General features: G+C 57.0%; 14 protein-coding genes. 5 read left to right on the top strand and 9 right to left on the bottom strand.

Features of this window, described 5'->3' with window-relative positions; all coding sequences use genetic code 11:
- Nucleotides 1–13: 13 nt before the first annotated feature.
- Nucleotides 14–370: a DUF2500 domain-containing protein gene (locus HX773_RS23140; RefSeq protein ID WP_176973492.1), complete on the bottom strand. Its 357-nt coding sequence runs from the start codon at nucleotides 368–370 to the stop codon at nucleotides 14–16.
- Between the two features lie 164 nt (nucleotides 371–534).
- On the opposite strand from HX773_RS23140, the gene HX773_RS23135 reads away from it, so the two are divergent.
- Together HX773_RS23135 and HX773_RS23130 are read left to right on the top strand one after the other, a co-directional pair.
- Nucleotides 535–1,164 (top strand): lysoplasmalogenase, encoded by a 630-nt coding sequence (locus HX773_RS23135; protein WP_008109879.1) that lies wholly within the window; start codon nucleotides 535–537, stop codon nucleotides 1,162–1,164.
- A gap of 92 nt (nucleotides 1,165–1,256) precedes the next feature.
- Nucleotides 1,257–3,533 (top strand): zinc/cadmium/mercury/lead-transporting ATPase, encoded by a 2,277-nt coding sequence (locus tag HX773_RS23130; RefSeq protein WP_176973491.1) that lies wholly within the window; start codon nucleotides 1,257–1,259, stop codon nucleotides 3,531–3,533.
- On the opposite strand, the gene tusA is transcribed toward HX773_RS23130, so the two are convergent.
- A complete protein-coding gene (gene tusA / locus HX773_RS23125) occupies nucleotides 3,530–3,775 on the bottom strand; it encodes a sulfurtransferase TusA (RefSeq protein WP_176973490.1) in 246 nt (81 codons plus the stop codon). The two genes, HX773_RS23130 and tusA, sit on opposite strands and share 4 nt — an antisense overlap.
- A 193-nt stretch (nucleotides 3,776–3,968) precedes the next feature.
- On the opposite strand from tusA, the gene HX773_RS23120 reads away from it, so the two are divergent.
- Nucleotides 3,969–4,634 carry a 7-cyano-7-deazaguanine/7-aminomethyl-7-deazaguanine transporter gene (locus HX773_RS23120; RefSeq protein WP_049852346.1) on the top strand — a complete coding sequence of 222 codons (666 nt, stop codon included), beginning with the start codon at nucleotides 3,969–3,971 and terminating at the stop codon, nucleotides 4,632–4,634.
- 116 nt (nucleotides 4,635–4,750) lie between these two features.
- Nucleotides 4,751–5,308, top strand: coding sequence for a DcrB family lipoprotein (locus HX773_RS23115; protein ID WP_061718408.1), 558 nt, complete (start codon nucleotides 4,751–4,753; stop codon nucleotides 5,306–5,308).
- Nucleotides 5,309–5,393: 85 nt separating this feature from the next.
- Here HX773_RS23115 and glgP read toward each other — a convergent pair whose 3' ends face one another.
- From glgP to asd, 6 genes are all read right to left on the bottom strand, one after another.
- Nucleotides 5,394–7,841: a glycogen phosphorylase gene (glgP, locus tag HX773_RS23110; protein ID WP_176973489.1), complete on the bottom strand. Its 2,448-nt coding sequence runs from the start codon at nucleotides 7,839–7,841 to the stop codon at nucleotides 5,394–5,396.
- 21 nt (nucleotides 7,842–7,862) lie between these two features.
- Nucleotides 7,863–9,296, bottom strand: a complete 1,434-nt coding sequence (gene glgA, locus HX773_RS23105; RefSeq protein WP_176973488.1) for a glycogen synthase GlgA — start codon at nucleotides 9,294–9,296, stop codon at nucleotides 7,863–7,865.
- Between the two features lie 65 nt (nucleotides 9,297–9,361).
- Nucleotides 9,362–10,657 carry a glucose-1-phosphate adenylyltransferase gene (gene glgC / locus HX773_RS23100; protein WP_176973487.1) on the bottom strand — a complete coding sequence of 432 codons (1,296 nt, stop codon included), beginning with the start codon at nucleotides 10,655–10,657 and terminating at the stop codon, nucleotides 9,362–9,364.
- Nucleotides 10,658–10,667: 10 nt separating this feature from the next.
- Complete coding sequence (gene glgX / locus HX773_RS23095) at nucleotides 10,668–12,647, bottom strand: glycogen debranching protein GlgX (protein WP_176973486.1); 1,980 nt, start codon at nucleotides 12,645–12,647, stop codon at nucleotides 10,668–10,670.
- On the bottom strand, nucleotides 12,647–14,833 hold the full coding sequence (glgB, locus tag HX773_RS23090; protein WP_176973485.1) for a 1,4-alpha-glucan branching enzyme: 2,187 nt from the start codon (nucleotides 14,831–14,833) through the stop codon (nucleotides 12,647–12,649). Before glgB ends, glgX begins: the two co-directional genes overlap by 1 nt.
- A gap of 357 nt (nucleotides 14,834–15,190) precedes the next feature.
- Nucleotides 15,191–16,300 (bottom strand): aspartate-semialdehyde dehydrogenase, encoded by a 1,110-nt coding sequence (gene asd / locus HX773_RS23085; protein WP_176973484.1) that lies wholly within the window; start codon nucleotides 16,298–16,300, stop codon nucleotides 15,191–15,193.
- A 196-nt stretch (nucleotides 16,301–16,496) separates the two neighbouring features.
- On the opposite strand from asd, the gene HX773_RS23080 reads away from it, so the two are divergent.
- Nucleotides 16,497–17,090 (top strand): YhgN family NAAT transporter, encoded by a 594-nt coding sequence (locus tag HX773_RS23080; protein WP_008109858.1) that lies wholly within the window; start codon nucleotides 16,497–16,499, stop codon nucleotides 17,088–17,090.
- 99 nt (nucleotides 17,091–17,189) lie between these two features.
- Here the strand turns inward: HX773_RS23080 and panS are convergent, their stop codons facing one another.
- Nucleotides 17,190–18,113, bottom strand: a complete 924-nt coding sequence (gene panS / locus HX773_RS23075) for a ketopantoate/pantoate/pantothenate transporter PanS (RefSeq protein WP_008109856.1) — start codon at nucleotides 18,111–18,113, stop codon at nucleotides 17,190–17,192.
- Nucleotides 18,114–18,210 lie beyond the last annotated feature (97 nt).

Genomic DNA, 18,210 nt, shown 5'->3' with positions numbered 1-18,210 from the left:
GGATTCATCAGCCCTACGGGCTCGGGGTAAAACTCACAAAACGCGTGCCTTTCATCTTCAACTCGCCCTTCGCACCCTTATCGATCTGGTGATACTGGTTCGCGTTCACCGTCACTTTAATATCACTGGCACCGTTCAGCGGATGGAACCAGGCTTCATATTTCATCTCTTCCGCCACAATCTCTTCGCGCTGACGTGAACGGCGATTGGGCGACGGAAATTCGCGTTTGGTTTTCACTTCCACGCTCAGCGAGCGCACCGGCGAGGCATCGTTCACCGCGGTTTCACGGCGCTGTTTAATAAACTGACGGGTCGCCAAAACGGCAATAATGGCCAGTACGATGAAAAAGATTAGCGGTGGTTTGCTCATGATTTATCTCGTGCTTTGCGTTAATTCGGAACGGGTAAAGACGACAAAGCATACAACCAGAGTCGGCTGATTGTCACATTCGCCGCCGGTAACTTACACTGAGATCGTGATTTTGGGAAAATTCATCAAACTGGCGGACATTTCGTCCAGAAAAGGGAGAAAACATGCTTTGGTCTTTCCTTGCCGTACTTTTTTCCGGCTGGCTCTACGTCGATGCTTCATACCGCGGTCCGCAATGGCAACGCTGGCTATTTAAACCTGTCACCTTGCTGTTGCTCGTTGCCTGGGCGTGGCAAGCTCCAACCTTCAACACCACCGATTATTTGATTCTGGCCGGCCTGGTCGCCACGCTGGTGGGTGACGCGTTAATGCTGTTGCCGCGTCAGCAAATGCTCTATGCGCTGGGCGCCTTCTTCCTGTCGCATCTGCTGTACACCATCAGTTTTGCCGCGCACATGACCATGAGTTTCTTCTGGCCGATTCCCCTCACCTTCCTGATTATTGGCGTGATCGTTATCGGGATTCTGTGGAGCAAACTGGAAGATCTGCGCTGGCCAATCTGCACCTTGATCGGCATGACGCTGGTGATGAATTGGATGGCGGCGGAGAACTACTTCTTCCGTCCCACTGACTTCAGCTTCTCACTGCTGGTGGGTGCCGCGTTGCTGCTATTGGCTAATATTGTCTGGTTTATCTCGCATTATCGCCGCCGTTTCAGCGCCGATAGCGCCATCGTCGCGGCCTGCTACTTCGCCGGTCACTTCATGATTGCGCGTTCACTGTGGCTCTACTGAAGATAACCTCACCTTCCGCTTGACTCTGGAGTCCACTCCAGAGTGTAGCATTAGGGCGCGGGCATCAGCCCGCCCCTGATTCCGGAGGTTACATGCATCAACATGCTCACCCTTGCCGCTGTGGCAAATCTCACCGTCAGCCGCAGCCGCTGTGCTCGATTCGCAGCGTAAAACCCGCAGCAATGAAAATTTCCGCGGCGCAGCCCGTCACGCCAGACAGCGATTGCGGCTGCTGTGACAGCGACAGCGGATCGCCAGGCGGCGAAAGCGACGCCGAAAGCGACAGGCCCGCCCTCTCTTCACACCAATTCCGCTGGCAGATTGCTGGCATGGATTGCCCCAGCTGCGCGCGTAAAATCGAAACCGCCGTGCAACGGGTACCGCAGGTTCAGCAAGCACGCGTGATTTTTGCCAGTGAAAAACTGGTGGTCGATGCCGACCAGGATATCCGCGCCACCATCGAACAGGTGGTGAAAAATGCCGGCTTCACGCTGAGCGCCAGTGATTCCCCATCGCCTCCACAACCCGAAAGCCGCTGGCAGGAAAACGCCGGTTTGCTGCTGCTCGCTGCACTGATGCTCGCCAGCTGGCTGCTGAGCCAGCTTTCGCCGGTTTGGGGCGATCGCCTGTTTATCGCCACCACGCTGGTAGGTTTAGCGCCGATCGCGCGCAGCGCCTGGAAGCTCCTGCGGAGCGGTTCGCCGTTCAGCATTGAGATGCTGATGACCATTGCCGCCGCCGGTGCGCTGGTGATTGGCGCGCACGCCGAAGCCGCGATGGTGCTGCTGCTGTTTCAACTGGGTGAACGCCTCGAAGCCTACGCCGCTGCACGCGCACGCCGTGGTGTCACCGCGCTGATGGCGCTGCGTCCAGATACCGCCACGCGCATTAACGGCACGCAGCGGGAAAACGTCCGCTTAGAAGTGCTGCAGCCCGGCGATGTGATTGAAGTTGCGGCCGGCGGACGTTTACCGGCCGATGGCGAACTGCTGCACGCCAGCGCCAGCTTTGATGAAAGCGCGTTGACCGGCGAATCGCTGCCGGTAGCGCGTGAGCCTGGCGAACAGATCATGGCCGGTGCCACCAGCCTTGATCGTCTGGTGACGCTGAAAGTCATTTCCCAGCCGGGCCAAAGTGCCATTGACCGCATCCTGCAACTGATTGAGGAAGCCGAAACCCATCGTGCGCCGGTTGAGCGTTTTATCGATCGCTTCAGCCGCATCTATACGCCCGCCATTATGCTGCTGGCGCTGCTGGTGATGGTGCTGCCGCCGCTGCTGGGCTTTGGCGCGTGGTTGCAGTGGATTTATAAAGGGCTGACGCTGCTGTTGATTGGTTGCCCTTGTGCGCTGGTGATCTCCACGCCCGCTGCCATCACTTCCGGCCTGGCCGCTGCCGCGCGTCAGGGCGCGCTGATCAAAGGCGGCGCGGCGCTGGAGCGCCTCAGCCGCGTCAGTATGATGGCGTTCGACAAAACCGGCACGCTGACCGCCGGTAAACCGCAGATCAGCCACATCCAGCCCTTTGGCGGGATGGCGGAAGACAATCTGCTGAGTATCGCCGCCGCGGTTGAACAAGGTTCCACCCATCCGCTGGCGCGGGCGATTGTCAGCGAAGCCGAGCATCGCGCACTGACGCTTCCGCAAGCTGCACAGCAGCAAACCCTGGCCGGCAGCGGCATTCGAGCTGCGATAGATGGCGTGACCTATCAACTGCTGACGCCGCGCGAAGTCAGTCATCTCGATGACGCACAGCAACAGCAGATTGCTCAGCTGGAAGCGCAAGGCCAAACCGTGGTGCTGCTGTTGCAGGAGCAGCAGGTGCTGGGTGCGCTGGCGTTGCAGGATCAGTTGCGCACCGAAGCGCTTAGCGCGCTGGCTGAGTTGCAGAAGCTTGGCGTAAACAGCGTGATGCTGACCGGCGACAACCCACGCGCGGCCGCCGCCATTGCCGCTGAGCTCAACATCGATTATCGCGCGGGTTTACTGCCCGCCGATAAAGTTGAGGCGGTGAGGACGTTAGGCGCACAGCACGCATTGGCGATGGTCGGCGATGGCATTAATGATGCGCCTGCCATGAAAGCCGCCACCATTGGCATTGCGATGGGCAGCGGCACCGATGTGGCGCTGGAAGCGGCGGATGTGGCATTAACGCAAAATCAGCTGGCGATTCTGCCGCGCACCATTGTGCTGGCACGGCGCACGCGCGCCATCATTCGTCAGAACGTGGCGCTGGCGTTGGGATTAAAGGCGATTTTTCTGGTCACCACGCTGCTCGGCTTCACCGGTTTGTGGCTGGCGGTATTAGCGGATTCCGGTGCCACCGCACTGGTGACAGCCAACGCGCTGCGCTTGCTGCGTCAGCGTTAAACGCCTTTTTTAATCAGAAACTGGTACGGCAGGCTTTCGGTCTGCTGTGCCAGCAACTCATGCTCCATAAAGCGGCAGAAACCGGGAATATCGCGTGTGGTGGCGGGATCGTCAGCAATGATCAGCAAGGTTTCACCGGCCTGCATGCTGCGCACGGTTTTACGCACCATCATTACCGGCTCCGGGCAGCGCAGGCCAAGGGCATCAAGCTGATGGTCAGGCGCAGAAAAGGGATCGCTCATGATTCTCTGTCAGTTGTTAGTGATGGGCGCTCATTCTAGCGCGCGAATTAGCCAACGCAAGGCGATAACGATTGCGTTAAAATTAACCATTGCATAAATTGCGCAACGCGTTAAGATGCCGCCGATTTTTTATTTACCATCGTGCCAATGCACGAACCTGGGTTCCCTCACCCCATCACTAAAAAGGCTTACAATGATTAACTTCTCTGCACGTCAGCGCATGCATGCGCTGTTTTGGCTATCGCTTTTCCATCTGCTGGTGATCACGTCCAGTAACTATCTGGTCCAGCTGCCGGTTTCCATCTTCGGCTTCCACACCACATGGGGCGCGTTTAGCTTTCCGTTTATTTTCCTCGCCACCGATCTCACTGTGCGCATCTTTGGCGCGCCGCTGGCTCGTCGCATTATTCTGGCGGTGATGATTCCCGCGCTGGTGATCTCCTACCTTGTTTCCTGCGTGTTCTATCAGGGCGAATGGCAAGGTTGGGCGTCACTGGAAGAGGTGAATCTGTTTGTTGCGCGTATCGCCTGCGCCAGCTTTATGGCTTATGCGCTGGGACAAATTCTCGACGTCCACGTTTTTAACCGTTTGCGCCGTTTATCGCAGTGGTGGATTGCTCCAGCGGCAGCGATGTTCCTCGGTAATATCAGCGATACGCTGGCCTTCTTTTTCATCGCCTTCTACAAGAGCCCAGACCCGTTTATGGCCACACATTGGGTCGAGATCGCGCTGGTGGATTACAGCTTCAAAGTGCTGATCTGCATGATCTTCTTCCTGCCCGCTTACGGCGTGCTGCTGAATGCCATGCTAAAGCGCTTAGCCGAACGTTCCGCGCAGCAGCAGATCAATTTCGGCTGATTGCACATACACTAAATACCGCATTACGCTAAGATTTCCTGACACTCCGGCGGTTGCTTTTAACCGCCGATTCCGTTTTGATAACGCCTGACTGGAATCATGTAAAAGGGAAAAGAATGCGTAACGTAGTGAAATATGTGGGTATTGGCCTGTTGGTTATCGGCCTGGCGGCATGTGACCAGAAGAAAGATGATGCGGCAGCGAACAGCAACGGTGCGAGCGCCAGCCAGTCGGCCCAGACGGTTAACCTGATGGACGGCAAACTGAGTTTCTCTCTGCCTGCGGGCATGTCTGACAAGAGCGGCAAGCTCGGCTCTGAATCCACCAACATGCACGTCTATGCCGACGAAACCGGTCAGCGCGCGATTATCGTGATTGCTGGCGATCCAACCAACGAAGCGCTTGATGCGCTGGCACAGCGTCTGGAACAGCAGCAGCGCGGCCGCGATCCTCAGTTGCAGGTGGTATCTAACAAAGCGGTGACGTTGAAAGACCAGCCGGCACAGCAGCTGGATACGGTGATTTCTGCCAACAATCAGACCTCATGGTCTTCTGTGATTTTGGCGAAAGTGGACGGCAAACTGCTGACGTTGCAAATTACCTTGCCAGCCGACAACCAGCAGCAAGCGCAGAGCGATGCTGATGGCATCGTGAAAAGCATCACGTTGAAATAATTTTGCACGAATTGTAGCGGCGCAATTTATTGCGCGTCTTTTAAACATCGCGCAATAAATTGCGCCGCTACGAAATGTGCGACTTTTACAATCTCACTGGCGAAATGTGCCAGATCTCATCCGCATATTCCTGAATGGTGCGGTCCGACGAGAAATAACCCATATTGGCGATATTCAGCGCCGCGCTGCGTTGCCACTTATCCGGCTGACGATACAGCTTGTCCACCTTGTCCTGCGTATCCACATAGCTGCGGTAATCCGCCAGCAGCTGATAGTGATCGCCGAAGTTCACTAGCGCATCAAACAGATTGCGATAGCGCCCCGGCTCCTGCGGGCTGAACACGCCGCTGGCGATTTGCGTCAACGCCTGATGCAGCTCAGCATCTTCCTCGTAGTATTTACGCGGGTTGTAGCCGTCGGTGCGCAGCTTCTCGACCTGCGGCGTGGTATTGCCGAAGATAAAGATATTCTCCTTGCCCACATGCTCCAGCATCTCAACGTTCGCGCCATCCAGCGTGCCGATGGTTAACGCGCCATTGAGCGCAAACTTCATGTTACTGGTGCCCGAGGCTTCGGTACCGGCGGTGGAGATCTGCTCGGAGAGATCCGCCGCCGGAATGATGATCTGCGCCAGGCTCACGCCATAATTTGGAATAAACACCACCTTCAGCTTGTTCTTCACCTGCGGATCGTTGTTGATCACATTGGCGACGTCGTTGATCAAGTGAATGATGTGTTTCGCCACGTAATAGGCCGACGCCGCTTTGCCAGCGAAGATATTAACGCGCGGCACCCATTCGGCGCTGGGATCGGCCTTGATGCGGTTGTAGCGCGTGATGACGTGCAGCACGTTAAGCAGCTGACGTTTGTATTCGTGGATGCGCTTGATCTGAACATCAAACAGCGCATGCGGATCGAGCACAATATCCATGTTCTTCGCCACCCAATCCGCCAGGCGTTTCTTGTTGGCAAACTTGGCATCGGCGATCTGCTCGATAAAGGCCGGATAATCGACCTGCGTGGTCAGTTCGTTGAGCTGGCCAAGATCGGTGCGCCAGTTGCGGCCAATCGCTTCATCCAGCACGTCGGAGAGCGCAGGATTCGCCAGCGCCAGCCAGCGACGTGGCGTCACGCCGTTGGTTTTATTGCAGAAACGGCCAGGGAACAGACGCGCGAAGTCAGCGAACAGTGATTGCACCATCAAGTTAGAGTGCAGCTCCGATACGCCGTTAACTTTGTGGCTCACCACCACCGCCAGCCACGCCATACGAATGCGGCGACCGTCGTTTTCATCGATGATCGAGATACGCGACATCAAGTCCCAATCATCCGGATAGTATTCCTGGATGGTTTTCAGGAAGTAGTCGTTGATTTCAAAGATGATGCTGAGATGACGCGGCAGGATCTTGCCGATCATATCCACCGGCCAGGTTTCCAGCGCTTCGGTCATCAGCGTGTGGTTGGTGTAGGAGAACACCTGACAGGTCACTTCAAAGGCATCGTCCCAGCTGAATTTCTGCTCGTCGATCAGCAGGCGCATCAGTTCCGGAATCGCCAGCACCGGATGGGTATCATTCAGGTGGATGGCGATTTTATCCGGCAGATTGTCCCAGGTTTCATGCATCTGCCAGTGACGATTGAGAATATCCTGCACCGTCGAGGAGACGAGGAAATACTCCTGACGCAGACGCAATTCGCGCCCCGAATAGGTGGAGTCATCAGGATAGAGCACGCGCGACACGTTTTCCGAATGGTTTTTATCTTCTACCGCGGCGAAGTAATCGCCCTGATTGAACTTACCGAGGTTGATTTCGTTACTGGCCTGCGCGCCCCACAGACGCAGCGTGTTGGTGGCATCGGTGTCAAAACCGGGAATGATCTGATCGTAAGCCATCGCCACGATCTCCTCGGTTTCCACCCAGCGCACCCGCGCGCCTTCATGTTGCAGACGGCCACCGAAACGCACTTTGTAGCGCGTGTTAAAGCGCTGGAATTCCCACGGATTGCCGTACTCCAGCCAGTAATCCGGCGATTCGCGCTGTTGTCCGTCAACGATATTCTGCTTAAACATGCCGTAGTCATAGCGAATGCCGTAGCCGCGCCCCGGTAAACCGAGCGTGGCGAGCGAATCGAGGAAGCAGGCCGCCAAACGTCCCAAACCGCCGTTGCCGAGACCGGGATCGTTCTCCTCTTCCATCAGTTCGCTGAGGTCGAGGCCCATCTCTTCCAGCGCCTGATTGAGATCCTCATAAATGCCCATCGCCAGCAACGCGTTGCCGAGCGTGCGTCCCATCAGGAACTCCATCGACAGATAATAAACCTGCCGCACATCCTGCGAGAGCTGCGCGCGGCTGGAGCGCAGCCAGCGTTCCACCATGCGATCACGCACCGCCAGCAGCGCGGCGTTGAGCCACTCATGCTTATTCGCGATCGATGGATCCTTACCAATAGTAAACATCAGCTTATAGGCGATTGAGTGCTTCAGCGCATCAACCGTCAGCGTGGGTGAGGCATAGGTGAAAGGTGCATTCATATCAAGTATCCCAATCTCTCATTACAGCAAACGTTGATAAAGATCGCGGTAGGCTTGTGCTGCCACCTGCCAACTAAAATCCATCCCCATTGCCTGCCGCTGAACGTAACGCCAGAGTGCAGGACGAGACCACAGAACAAATGCGCGCCGAATCGCCCGCAGCAGCGACCAGGCATTACTGTCTTCAAAGGTGAAACCGCTGGCGACGCCGTCCGCCAGATTCTCAAGCGAGCTGTCTTGCACCGTATCCGCCAGTCCACCAGTGCGACGCACCAGCGGCAGCGTGCCGTATTTCAAACCGTACAGCTGGGTTAAACCGCACGGCTCAAAGCGGCTCGGCACCAAAATCACATCCGCGCCACCGACAATGCGGTGCGAGAAGGCTTCGTGATAACCAATCTGCACGCCAACGCGGCCCGGATGCTCCGCAGCCGCCGCAAGGAAACCTTGCTGCAGCTCGGCATCGCCCTGGCCGAGCAGCACCAGTTGTCCGCCCTGCGCCAGTAAACCCGGCAGCGCTTCCAGCACCAGATCCAGCCCTTTCTGTTTGGTCAGACGGCTGATGACGCAGAACACCGGCGCTTTGTCATCCACCTTCAGCCCCATGGCAATTTGCAGCTGGCGCTTGTTCTCCGCTTTGCTCTCTAGCGTTTCGCTGTCGTAGCGCGCGGTGAGCAGCAGATCGTGCGCCGGATCCCAGATGCCCGGATCGACGCCGTTCAAAATCCCGCTCAATCGCCCTTCACGCAGTCGCTGTTCGAGCAGCGCTTCCATGCCGTAACCAAATTCCGGTCGGGTGATCTCCAGCGCGTAAGTCGGGCTCACCGCCGTAATATGATCGGCAAAGAACAGTCCCGCCTTGAGGTAAGAAATTTGCCCGAAGAACTCCAGCCCATGCATGTCGAAGAACGCACGCGGGATCTGGATCTCATCCAGATGACGCGCAGAAAACAGCCCTTGATACGCCAGGTTATGCACGGTGAACACCGTTTTCGCCGGACGACCGCGCGCCGCAATGTAGGCGCAGGTTAAGCCAGCATGCCAGTCATGCGCATGCACGATATCCGGTTGCCAGTCGGTATCCAGCCCGCTGGCAATCTCGGCGCCCATCCAGCCCAGCAGCGCAAAACGCAGATAGTTATCGACGTAAGCAAACTGCGACGTATCGTGATACGGGCTGCCGGGACGTTCATACAATCCCGGCGCATCGATTAAATAAATACCAACGCCGTTAAATTGTCCAAAAAGTAAGCGTACCGGTCCCGCAAAAGTTTGCAACTCCGCCAGGACCTCAGTATCAGGAATCCCTTTACGCAGATCCGGATAGGCGGGAATCAACACCCGCGCATCCGTACCATCGGCTATTTGCGCCTGTGGTAATGCACCGACGACATCAGCCAGTCCGCCGGTTTTCAACAGCGGGAAAAGCTCTGAACAGACATGTAAAACCTGCATCCTGAACCCCTATTATGTGACCGCACGCGTTCCCCGCGACGATTGCCTGTGTGCTTGTTCGTGACTTAGTTCCCTGCTGCGCCAGCCAATTTGGCCAGCATGGCGCGCGTCACCAGTACGATGCCCTCTTCTGAACGGTAGAAACGACGGCTGTCTTCATCGGGGTTTTCGCCAATGACCATGCCTTCTGGCAGTTCGCAGGCGCGATCGATCACGCAGCGACGCAGACGACAAGATCGGCCAACCACCACATCAGGCAGCAGCACTGCGGAATCAATATTGCAAAACGAGTTGATGCGAATGCGCGGGAACAGCACCGAGTTGACCACCACCGAACCGGAGATGATGCAGCCGCCCGAGACCAGCGAATTCATTGTCATGCCGTGGCTGCCGGATCGATCCTGAACAAATTTCGCCGGCGGCAGCGGCTCCATGTGGGTACGAATCGGCCAACTGTGATCGTACATATCCAGCTCGGGCGTGACCGACGCCAAATCGAGATTGGCGCGCCAGTAAGCCTCCAGCGTTCCGACATCGCGCCAGTACGGCTCGGCGTTTTCGTCAACCTGCACGCAGGAGAGCGTGAAGGAGTGCGCATACGCCTCGCCGCTGGCGACGATTTTCGGCAGCAGATCTTTGCCGAAATCGTGGCTGGAGTCGGCCACTTGCAGATCCTCTTCCAGCAGCTGGTAAAGATAATCGGCGTTGAACACATAAATGCCCATGCTGGCCAGCGCGCGGGTATCGTCACCCGGCATTGACGGCGGCTTCGGCGGTTTTTCGACAAAATCGATCACGTTGTTTTCGGCATCCACCGCCATCACCCCAAACGCCGTGGCTTCGGCCAACGGCACCGGCAAGCAGGCGATGGTGCATTTGGCACCGCGATCGACGTGGTCGAGCAGCATGCGCGAGTAATCCATTTTGTAGATGTGATCCCCGGCGAGTATCACGATGTATTGCGCGTTGTAGCGGCGAATAATGTCGAGGTTTTGCGTCACCGCATCCGCAGTCCCGCGATACCAGTGTTCGGTAGCGGCACGCTGCTGCGCCGGTAGCAGATCGACAAACTCGTTCATCTCTTCGTTGAACAGCGACCAGCCGCGCTGGATATGCTGCACCAGCGTATGGGACTGATATTGGGTGATCACGCCGATACGCCGTATGCCCGAGTTGATGCAGTTGGACAGCGCAAAGTCGATGATGCGGAACTTGCCACCGAAGTGCACGGCAGGTTTGGCGCGTTTCGCGGTGAGATCTTTCAGGCGCGTACCGCGCCCGCCAGCAAGGATCAGGGCGACCGTTTGTGTAGGGAGCTGGCGCGCCAGCATCAGATGATCTGTTCTATCTAATTTCACCATGTCTGACTCCTTATGATTGCTTTAGGAACACACACACACCGTGTGCGGGACCGTGCCAGACAGTTGTCAGGATGGGGTTATCTTCCCCGGCGAAAGGAGGAATGGCACGCCACTCTCCGTCTGGTAAGGCGATATCACTCACCGATTCCGTGGCGTTTATTGTTATTAACCAGCGGCCGGAGAGCAGGATCTGCATTCTGTGCGTCCCCTGTTCCCACTGCTCGGTTTCCAGTGGTGTGCCGCTGGCATTGCACCACTGCACGCTGCCATCGCCCTCCTGCCACCAGCGATCCTGCGTCAACGCGGGAATGCGCTGGCGCAGGCGGATTAACGCAGCAGTGAAGTCGACCAGGCCAAAATCATCCTGTTGCCAGTTCAGCCAGGTCAGCGGATTGTCCTGGCAATAGGCGTTGTTGTTACCGTGCTGGCTGTGACCGCGTTCGTCACCCGCCAGCAGCATCGGCGTGCCCTGCGCCAGCAGCAGCGTGGTCAGTAAGCCATGCACGCTGCGCCGCCGCCGTTCGACAATATCGAAATTGACCTGCAGTCCCTCTTTGCCGTGGTTATGGCTGAAGTTACTGCTGCTGCCGTCGCGATTGTCTTCGCCGTTGGCCTGATTGTGTTTGTTGTTGAAGCTCACCACATCGCGCAGCGTGAAGCCGTCGTGAGCGGTAATCAGATTGATGCTGGCGTGCGGCAGACGCGCCTCACGCTGGAAAACGTCGCTGGATGCGGCAAAACGGCGGGCGAAATCGCCATTATTCAGTTGACCATGCAGCCAGTAACGGCGCGCCGCATCGCGAAAATGGTCGTTCCACTCGGCGAAGTCCGGCGGAAAGTTGCCGACCTGATAACCGTCAGGACCGATGTCCCACGGCTCGGCAATCAGCTTCACCTGCGACAGCAGCGGACAGGCTTTGATGGCGGCAAACAGCGGCGCATCCTGATGAAATTCCGGCGTGCGCCCCAACACGCTGGCGAGGTCAAAACGGAAACCATCAATATGGCAAACGCGCACCCAATAGCGCAGCGCTTCCAGCGCCCACATCATCACCTGCGGATGACTGAGATTCAGCGTGTTGCCGCAGCCGGTCCAGTTTTGATAGTCGCCGTTGCCATCCAGCCAGTAATAGCTGGCGTTATCCACGCCGCGCAGGGAAAGTGTCGGTCCAATCTCTTCCAGTTCGGCGGTATGGTTGAACACCACATCCAGAATCACTTCGATGCCCGCTGCATGCAGCGCTTTAACAGCCTGCTGAAACTCCTGCAGCGGCGATAAACCGTTTTCGCCCGAGGCGTAACGCGCATCCACCGCCCACAAGGCAAAGGGGTTGTAGCCCCAGTAATTACTCAACCCCAAACGACGCAGGCGCGGCTCGCTGGTGAATTGGGCAATCGGCAACAGCTCAAGCGCGGTGATGCCGAGATGGCGCAGGTACTTCACCATAGCAGGATGACCCAGCGCCGCATAAGTGCCACGCAGCCTTTCCGGAATTTCCGGATGCTGCTGGGTTAAGCCGCGCACATGCGCTTCATAGATCACCGTGTTGCCCCACGGCGTGCGCGGCGGCTCGTCACTTTCCCAGTCAAAATCTTCGGCAGTCACCAGCGATTTCGGCGCGATGGCGGCGTTATCCAGCGCATCCGGCTCACGTTCGCCGCCGTTGAAACGCGCGTCGTCCGCCACTTCCCCCGCCACCGCTTTGGCGCAGGGATCGACCAACAGCTTAGCCGGATTGAAGCGATGTCCCTGCTGCGGCGCCCACGGACCGTGTACGCGATAGCCGTAGCGCTGGCCGGGCTTCAGCGCGGGAAAATAGCCGTGCCAGATATCACCGCTGCGCGCGGGCAACGCGAAACGGCGCTCAGCACCGTGCGCGTCGAACAGGCAGAGTTCAACGCGTTCGGCATGCTGGGAGAACAGCGTGAAATTGACGCCATGCCCATCGTAATGCGCACCTAACGGCTCCGGCTGCCCCTGCTTCAGCATCAGTCGCTCTCCCGCACCAGCCAAAGCGTTGCCAGCGGCGGTAAGGTCAGACTCAGCGACTGCGGCCGACCGTGACTCTCAATCTCATCGGTGTGCACCACGCCGTGGTTGCGCGTGTCGCTGCCGTGATAATCGTGCTGGTCGGTGTTCAGGATCTCGCGCCAGCCGCCACGCTGATTGACGCCAAAGCGATAGTGAGGACGCGCTACCGGCGTAAAGTTACTCACCACGATGATTTCATTGCCATCGCGATCGCGGCGCACAAACACAAACACCGAATTCTCATGGTCGTCGACCACCAGCCACTCAAAACCTTGCCCATCAAAATCGAGCTGATGCAGCGGCGCGTAATGGCGATAAGTGTGGTTGAGATCGCGTACCAGACGATGTACGCCGTTGTGCCAGTTATCCTCGCCTTCCAGCAGATGCCAGTCGAGGCTCGCGTCGTGGTTCCACTCGCGTCCCTGGGCAAATTCGTTGCCCATAAATTGCAGCTTTTTGCCGGGGAAGCCCCACATCCAGCCGTAATAGGCGCGCAGGTTGGCGAACTTCTGCCAGGCATCGCCCGGCATGCGATCGAGGATCGAACGTTTGCCGTGCACCACTTCGTCGTGCGACAGCGGCAGCACAAAGTTTTCGGTGTAGTTGTAGAGCATGCCGAAGGTCATCAGCTGATGATGGTAGCGGCGATGCACCGGATCGAGCTTCATGTAATCCAGCGTGTCATGCATCCAGCCGAGGTTCCATTTGAACCAGAAGCCGAGGCCGCCATCTTCTGAAGGGCGCGTAACGCCGGGATAATCGGTGGACTCTTCGGCCACCGTGACGCTGCCGGGCGCGGCGCGGCCCAGCACGCGGTTGGTGTGACGCAGGAAGGAGATCGCCTCAAGGTTTTCGCGTCCACCAAAGTGGTTCGGCACCCATTCGCCTTCGGCGCGGCTGTAGTCGCGGTAGATCATTGACGCCACCGCATCGACGCGCAGCCCATCAATGCCGAAACGCTCCATCCAGTACAAGGCGTTGCCGGAGAGATAGTTGCTCACTTCACGGCGACCAAAGTTGTAGATCAGCGTGTTCCAGTCCTGATGAAAACCTTCACGCGGATCGCTGTGTTCGTAGAGTTCGGTGCCATCGAACTTCGCCAGGCCGAAATCATCACTTGGGAAGTGGCCGGGCACCCAATCGAGCAGCACGTTAATGCCGGCATCATGCGCGGCGGCAATGAAGTGGCGGAACTCATCGCGCGTACCGAAACGGCGCGTCGGCGCATACATGCCGAGCGGCTGATAGCCCCAGCTGCCGTCAAACGGATGTTCGTTAATCGGCATCAGTTCGATATGGGTGAAACCCATCTCTTTGACGTAAGGAATCAGCTGCTCCGCCAGCTCTTTGTAGCTGAGCCAGAAGTTGTTATCGGTGTGACGTCGCCATGAACCGAGGTGCACTTCATAAATCGAAATCGGCTGGTCAAAGGCATTGGCGGCTTTACGCTGCGGCTGCATCTCGGTTTTCGGCGGCAGCCCGCAGATCATCGAAGCAGTTTGCGGGCGCATCTGCGCTTCAAAGGCAAAGGGATCGGCTTTGATGCGCATCTGGCCAGAATTATCCACAATTTCAAATTTATACAGCTGGCCGTTCACCGCGCCCGGCACAAACAGTTCCCAGACGCCGAGTTCACGGCGAAAACGCATGGGATGACGTCGGCCATCCCAGAAGTTGAACTCGCCCACCACCGATACGCGACGCGCGTTAGGTGCCCAGACGGCAAAGCGCGTGCCGTGCACGCCATCAATGGTGGTGCCGTGCGCACCGAGGGTTTCGTAGGGACGCATATGTGTGCCTTCGCCCAGCAGCCAGGCATCCATCTCTGCCAGCAGCGGGCCAAAGCGATACGCATCATCAATCAGGTTTTGCTGGCCATGCCATGTAACCGCCAGCTGATAGCCGAACAAATTTTTACGGCGTGGGATGACCCCACAAAAGAAACCTCGTGAGTCGAGACAGGTAAGCTGGGCGCATTTGCGGCCGGTGTTGGTTTCAATCACCCAAACATCGGAGGCATCTGGCAATAGCGCGCGCACTTCAAGGCCTTCGGCTGTTTGATGCATTCCCAGTAGTGAAAAGGGATCGGCATAATTCCCGGCAAAAAGGGCATTGATCGCCTGGCGATCGGGAAGCTCTGACATGACTTTCTTCCTATGATTTTGCGCAGGCGACCGGAGTCGGCAGGATTATCGCCTCGGGTGCGCTGCTTTTCATTGAGCCATAGGTACACCGCGAGGACACAACCGTCCGTGGGAAAGATCTTCACCGTGTACAACAACCATTCAGTTCGAAAAAACGAAAACAGTTAACAACCGGCACATCTCTGTTAAATCATAGCTTGGGGATAGCAGAAGCCAGGGAGGATCGTGAAAAATACTTATCGGGCAAGCAAAAAGGGGAAGCGGATCACTTGTCAGGCGCAATTTGCATGAATTTTTGCAGCCTGGATAACTAAAAAAAGGCCGGGAAACCCCGGCCTGTCTGGTTTGCCGCTGCGCTTAGTCGATCAGCAGACGCAGCATGCGACGCAGCGGTTCAGCCGCGCCCCACAGTAACTGATCGCCGACGGTGAAGGCGGAAAGGTATTCCGGTCCCATGTTCAGTTTGCGCAGGCGGCCCACTGGCGTGGTCAGGGTGCCGGTGACGGCGGCTGGCGTCAGTTCGCGCATGGTGATTTCGCGATCGTTTGGCACCACTTTTACCCACTCGTTATGCGACGCCAGCAGCTGTTCGATTTCGCTCAGCGGCAGGTCTTTTTTCAGCTTCAGAGTGAATGCCTGGCTGTGGCAGCGCAGCGCGCCAACGCGCACGCACAGGCCATCAACCGGAATCACACTGCTGGTGCGCAGGATTTTGTTGGTTTCCGCCTGGCCTTTCCACTCTTCGCGGCTCTGGCCGTTATCCAGCTGCTTGTCGATCCACGGAATCAGGCTGCCCGCCAGCGGTACGCCGAAGTTGTCGGTTGGCAAAGTGCCAGAACGGGTGAAGTCGGTCACGCTGCGTTCGATATCCAGAATTGCCGAAGCAGGATCCTGCAGTGATTTCGCCACGTGATCGTGCAGCATGCCCATCTGCGTCAGCAGTTCACGCATATGACGCGCGCCGCCGCCCGATGCCGCCTGATAAGTAGCAACCGAGGCCCACTCAACCAGATCGTTCGCAAACAGGCCGCCCAGCGACATCAGCATCAGGCTGACGGTGCAGTTACCGCCAACAAAGGTTTTGATGCCGTTGTCGAGGCCCTGACGAATCACGTTATGGTTAACCGGATCGAGAATGATGATGGCGTCATCTTTCATGCGCAGCGTGGAAGCCGCATCAATCCAGTAACCCTGCCAGCCGCTTTCGCGCAGCTTCGGATAGACTTCACTGGTGTAATCGCCGCCCTGGCAGGTGATAATAATATCCAGCGCTTTTAACGCCTCGATATCAAAAGCATCCTGCAGCGCACCGGTCGACTTACCGCCGAATGTTGGTGCCGCCTGACCAAGCTGTGACGTGGAGAAGAAGACCGGATTGATGACATCAAAATCGCGTTCTTCGCTCATGCGTGACATCAGCACTGAGCCGACCATGCCACGCCAACCAATAAAACCTACATTCTTCATTTTCTGTCCGTCTCGGGTGCTCTCGAAAGAGGCCGTGTGGTGCGAGGAAAAGACTGGCCGGATAATCGTGCCGGTCTGCGTAATAATCAGGTTTACCTATGACCGTCAACTCTACAAAATGCAGCACTTCTGGCAAGTGAATTAATTCGATTGCGTTAACTTTTTCAGCAGTACAACTAATAATGGCTAACCCAACATGACTGAAATGATATCCGCGACCATATTGCTGCTGTTGATTATGGACCCGCTGGGAAACCTGCCGATTTTCATGTCGGTATTGAAGCATCTGGAACCTAAACGCCGCCGCGTGGTGCTGATGCGCGAAATGCTGATCGCGCTGATTCTGATGCTGCTGTTTTTATTCGCCGGTGAACGCATTCTGGCGTTTCTTAATCTGCGCACCGAAACCGTGTCGATTTCCGGCGGCATCATTCTGTTCCTGATCGCCATTCGCATGATTTTCCCTTCGGAGGAGAGCAGCTCCAGCGGCTTACCCGCCGGTGAAGAGCCGTTCCTTGTGCCGCTGGCGATCCCGCTGGTGGCCGGTCCGTCGCTGCTGGCGACGCTGATGCTGTTGTCGCATCAATATCCCAACCAAATGACGCATCTGGTCGGCGCGCTGCTGATCGCGTGGGGCGTGACGGTGGTGATTCTGCTGATGTCGGGGCTGTTTTTACGCCTGCTGGGTGACAAAGGGGTTAACGCACTGGAGCGCCTGATGGGATTGATTTTGATTATGCTGGCGACGCAGATGTTTCTGGATGGGATTCGTACGTATCTGAAGCTGTAATAAATTCAGATCGCAGGCATCGTAGCGGCGCAATTTATTGCGCGATAAATCGCGCCGCTACGATATGTGCGTCAATTGAATGTGATGCTTTTTTGAATATTATTTCTGCTTCTTATCGATCGGTTTACCCGACCAGTAACCGGCCAACAGCGAACCTGACAGGTTGTGCCACACCGAGAACAGTGCGCCCGGCAGTGCCGCCAACGGCGAGAAGTAGAGTTTGCCCAGCGTCGCCGCCAGACCAGAGTTCTGCATGCCCACTTCCAGCGCCAGCGTGCGGCAGGTCGATTCATCGAAGCCGAACAGCTTGCCTCCCCAATAGCCGCCCAACAGACCAATCGCGTTGTGCAGGATAACCGCCACAATCACCATCAAGCCGACAGAACCGATAAAGCCCTGGCTGCCGGCTACCACCGCGCTAATGATCAGCAGAATGCACACCATCGAAAACGCCGGCAGATAAGGCTCAACGCGGCGCACCACGCTGTTCATGGAGTGATGGATAATCAGGCCGAGGCTAATCGGGATCACCACGATTTTCACGATGCTGAGCAGCATGCCGACCACATCCACTTGAATGTGCGTATCAACGTAGAAGCGTGTCAGCAACGGCGTGGCGAAAACCCCCACCAGCGCCGACACCGATGAGATGGTCACCGACAGCGCCACATCCCCCTTCGCCAAATAAATCATCACGTTAGATGCGGTACCGCTGGCCACGCTGCCGACCAGAATCATGCCTGCCGCCAGATCCGGTGGCATCTGGAACAGCTTCGCCAGGCCCCACGCGGCCAGCGGCATCACCAGATAGTGCAGGAAAGTCCCGGCGATCACCGGCGCCGGACGCACCAGCACGCGTTTGAAATCATCAATGTTTAGCGTCACGCCCATGCCGAACATAATCAGCATCAGCAGATAGGTCACCCACGGCCCAATGCCGAGAAAGGTGGTGGGAGAATAATAAGCAGCGACCGAGAGCAGCACGGCCCAGAGCGGGAACAGGCGGGTAAGTTTGCCGAGCATAACCAGACTTCCTTAGGAATTTTTTTATATTGCCACAGATGAAATGTCGCGCAGGGAACGACCACAGCGACGGACGCAGGATCATAACATTTCATTA

The sequence above is a fragment of the Pantoea sp. B9002 genome (assembly GCF_013385945.1).
In the GTDB taxonomy this organism is placed as follows: domain Bacteria; phylum Pseudomonadota; class Gammaproteobacteria; order Enterobacterales; family Enterobacteriaceae; genus Pantoea.
This window is presented reverse-complemented; position numbering and strand designations above follow the sequence as displayed.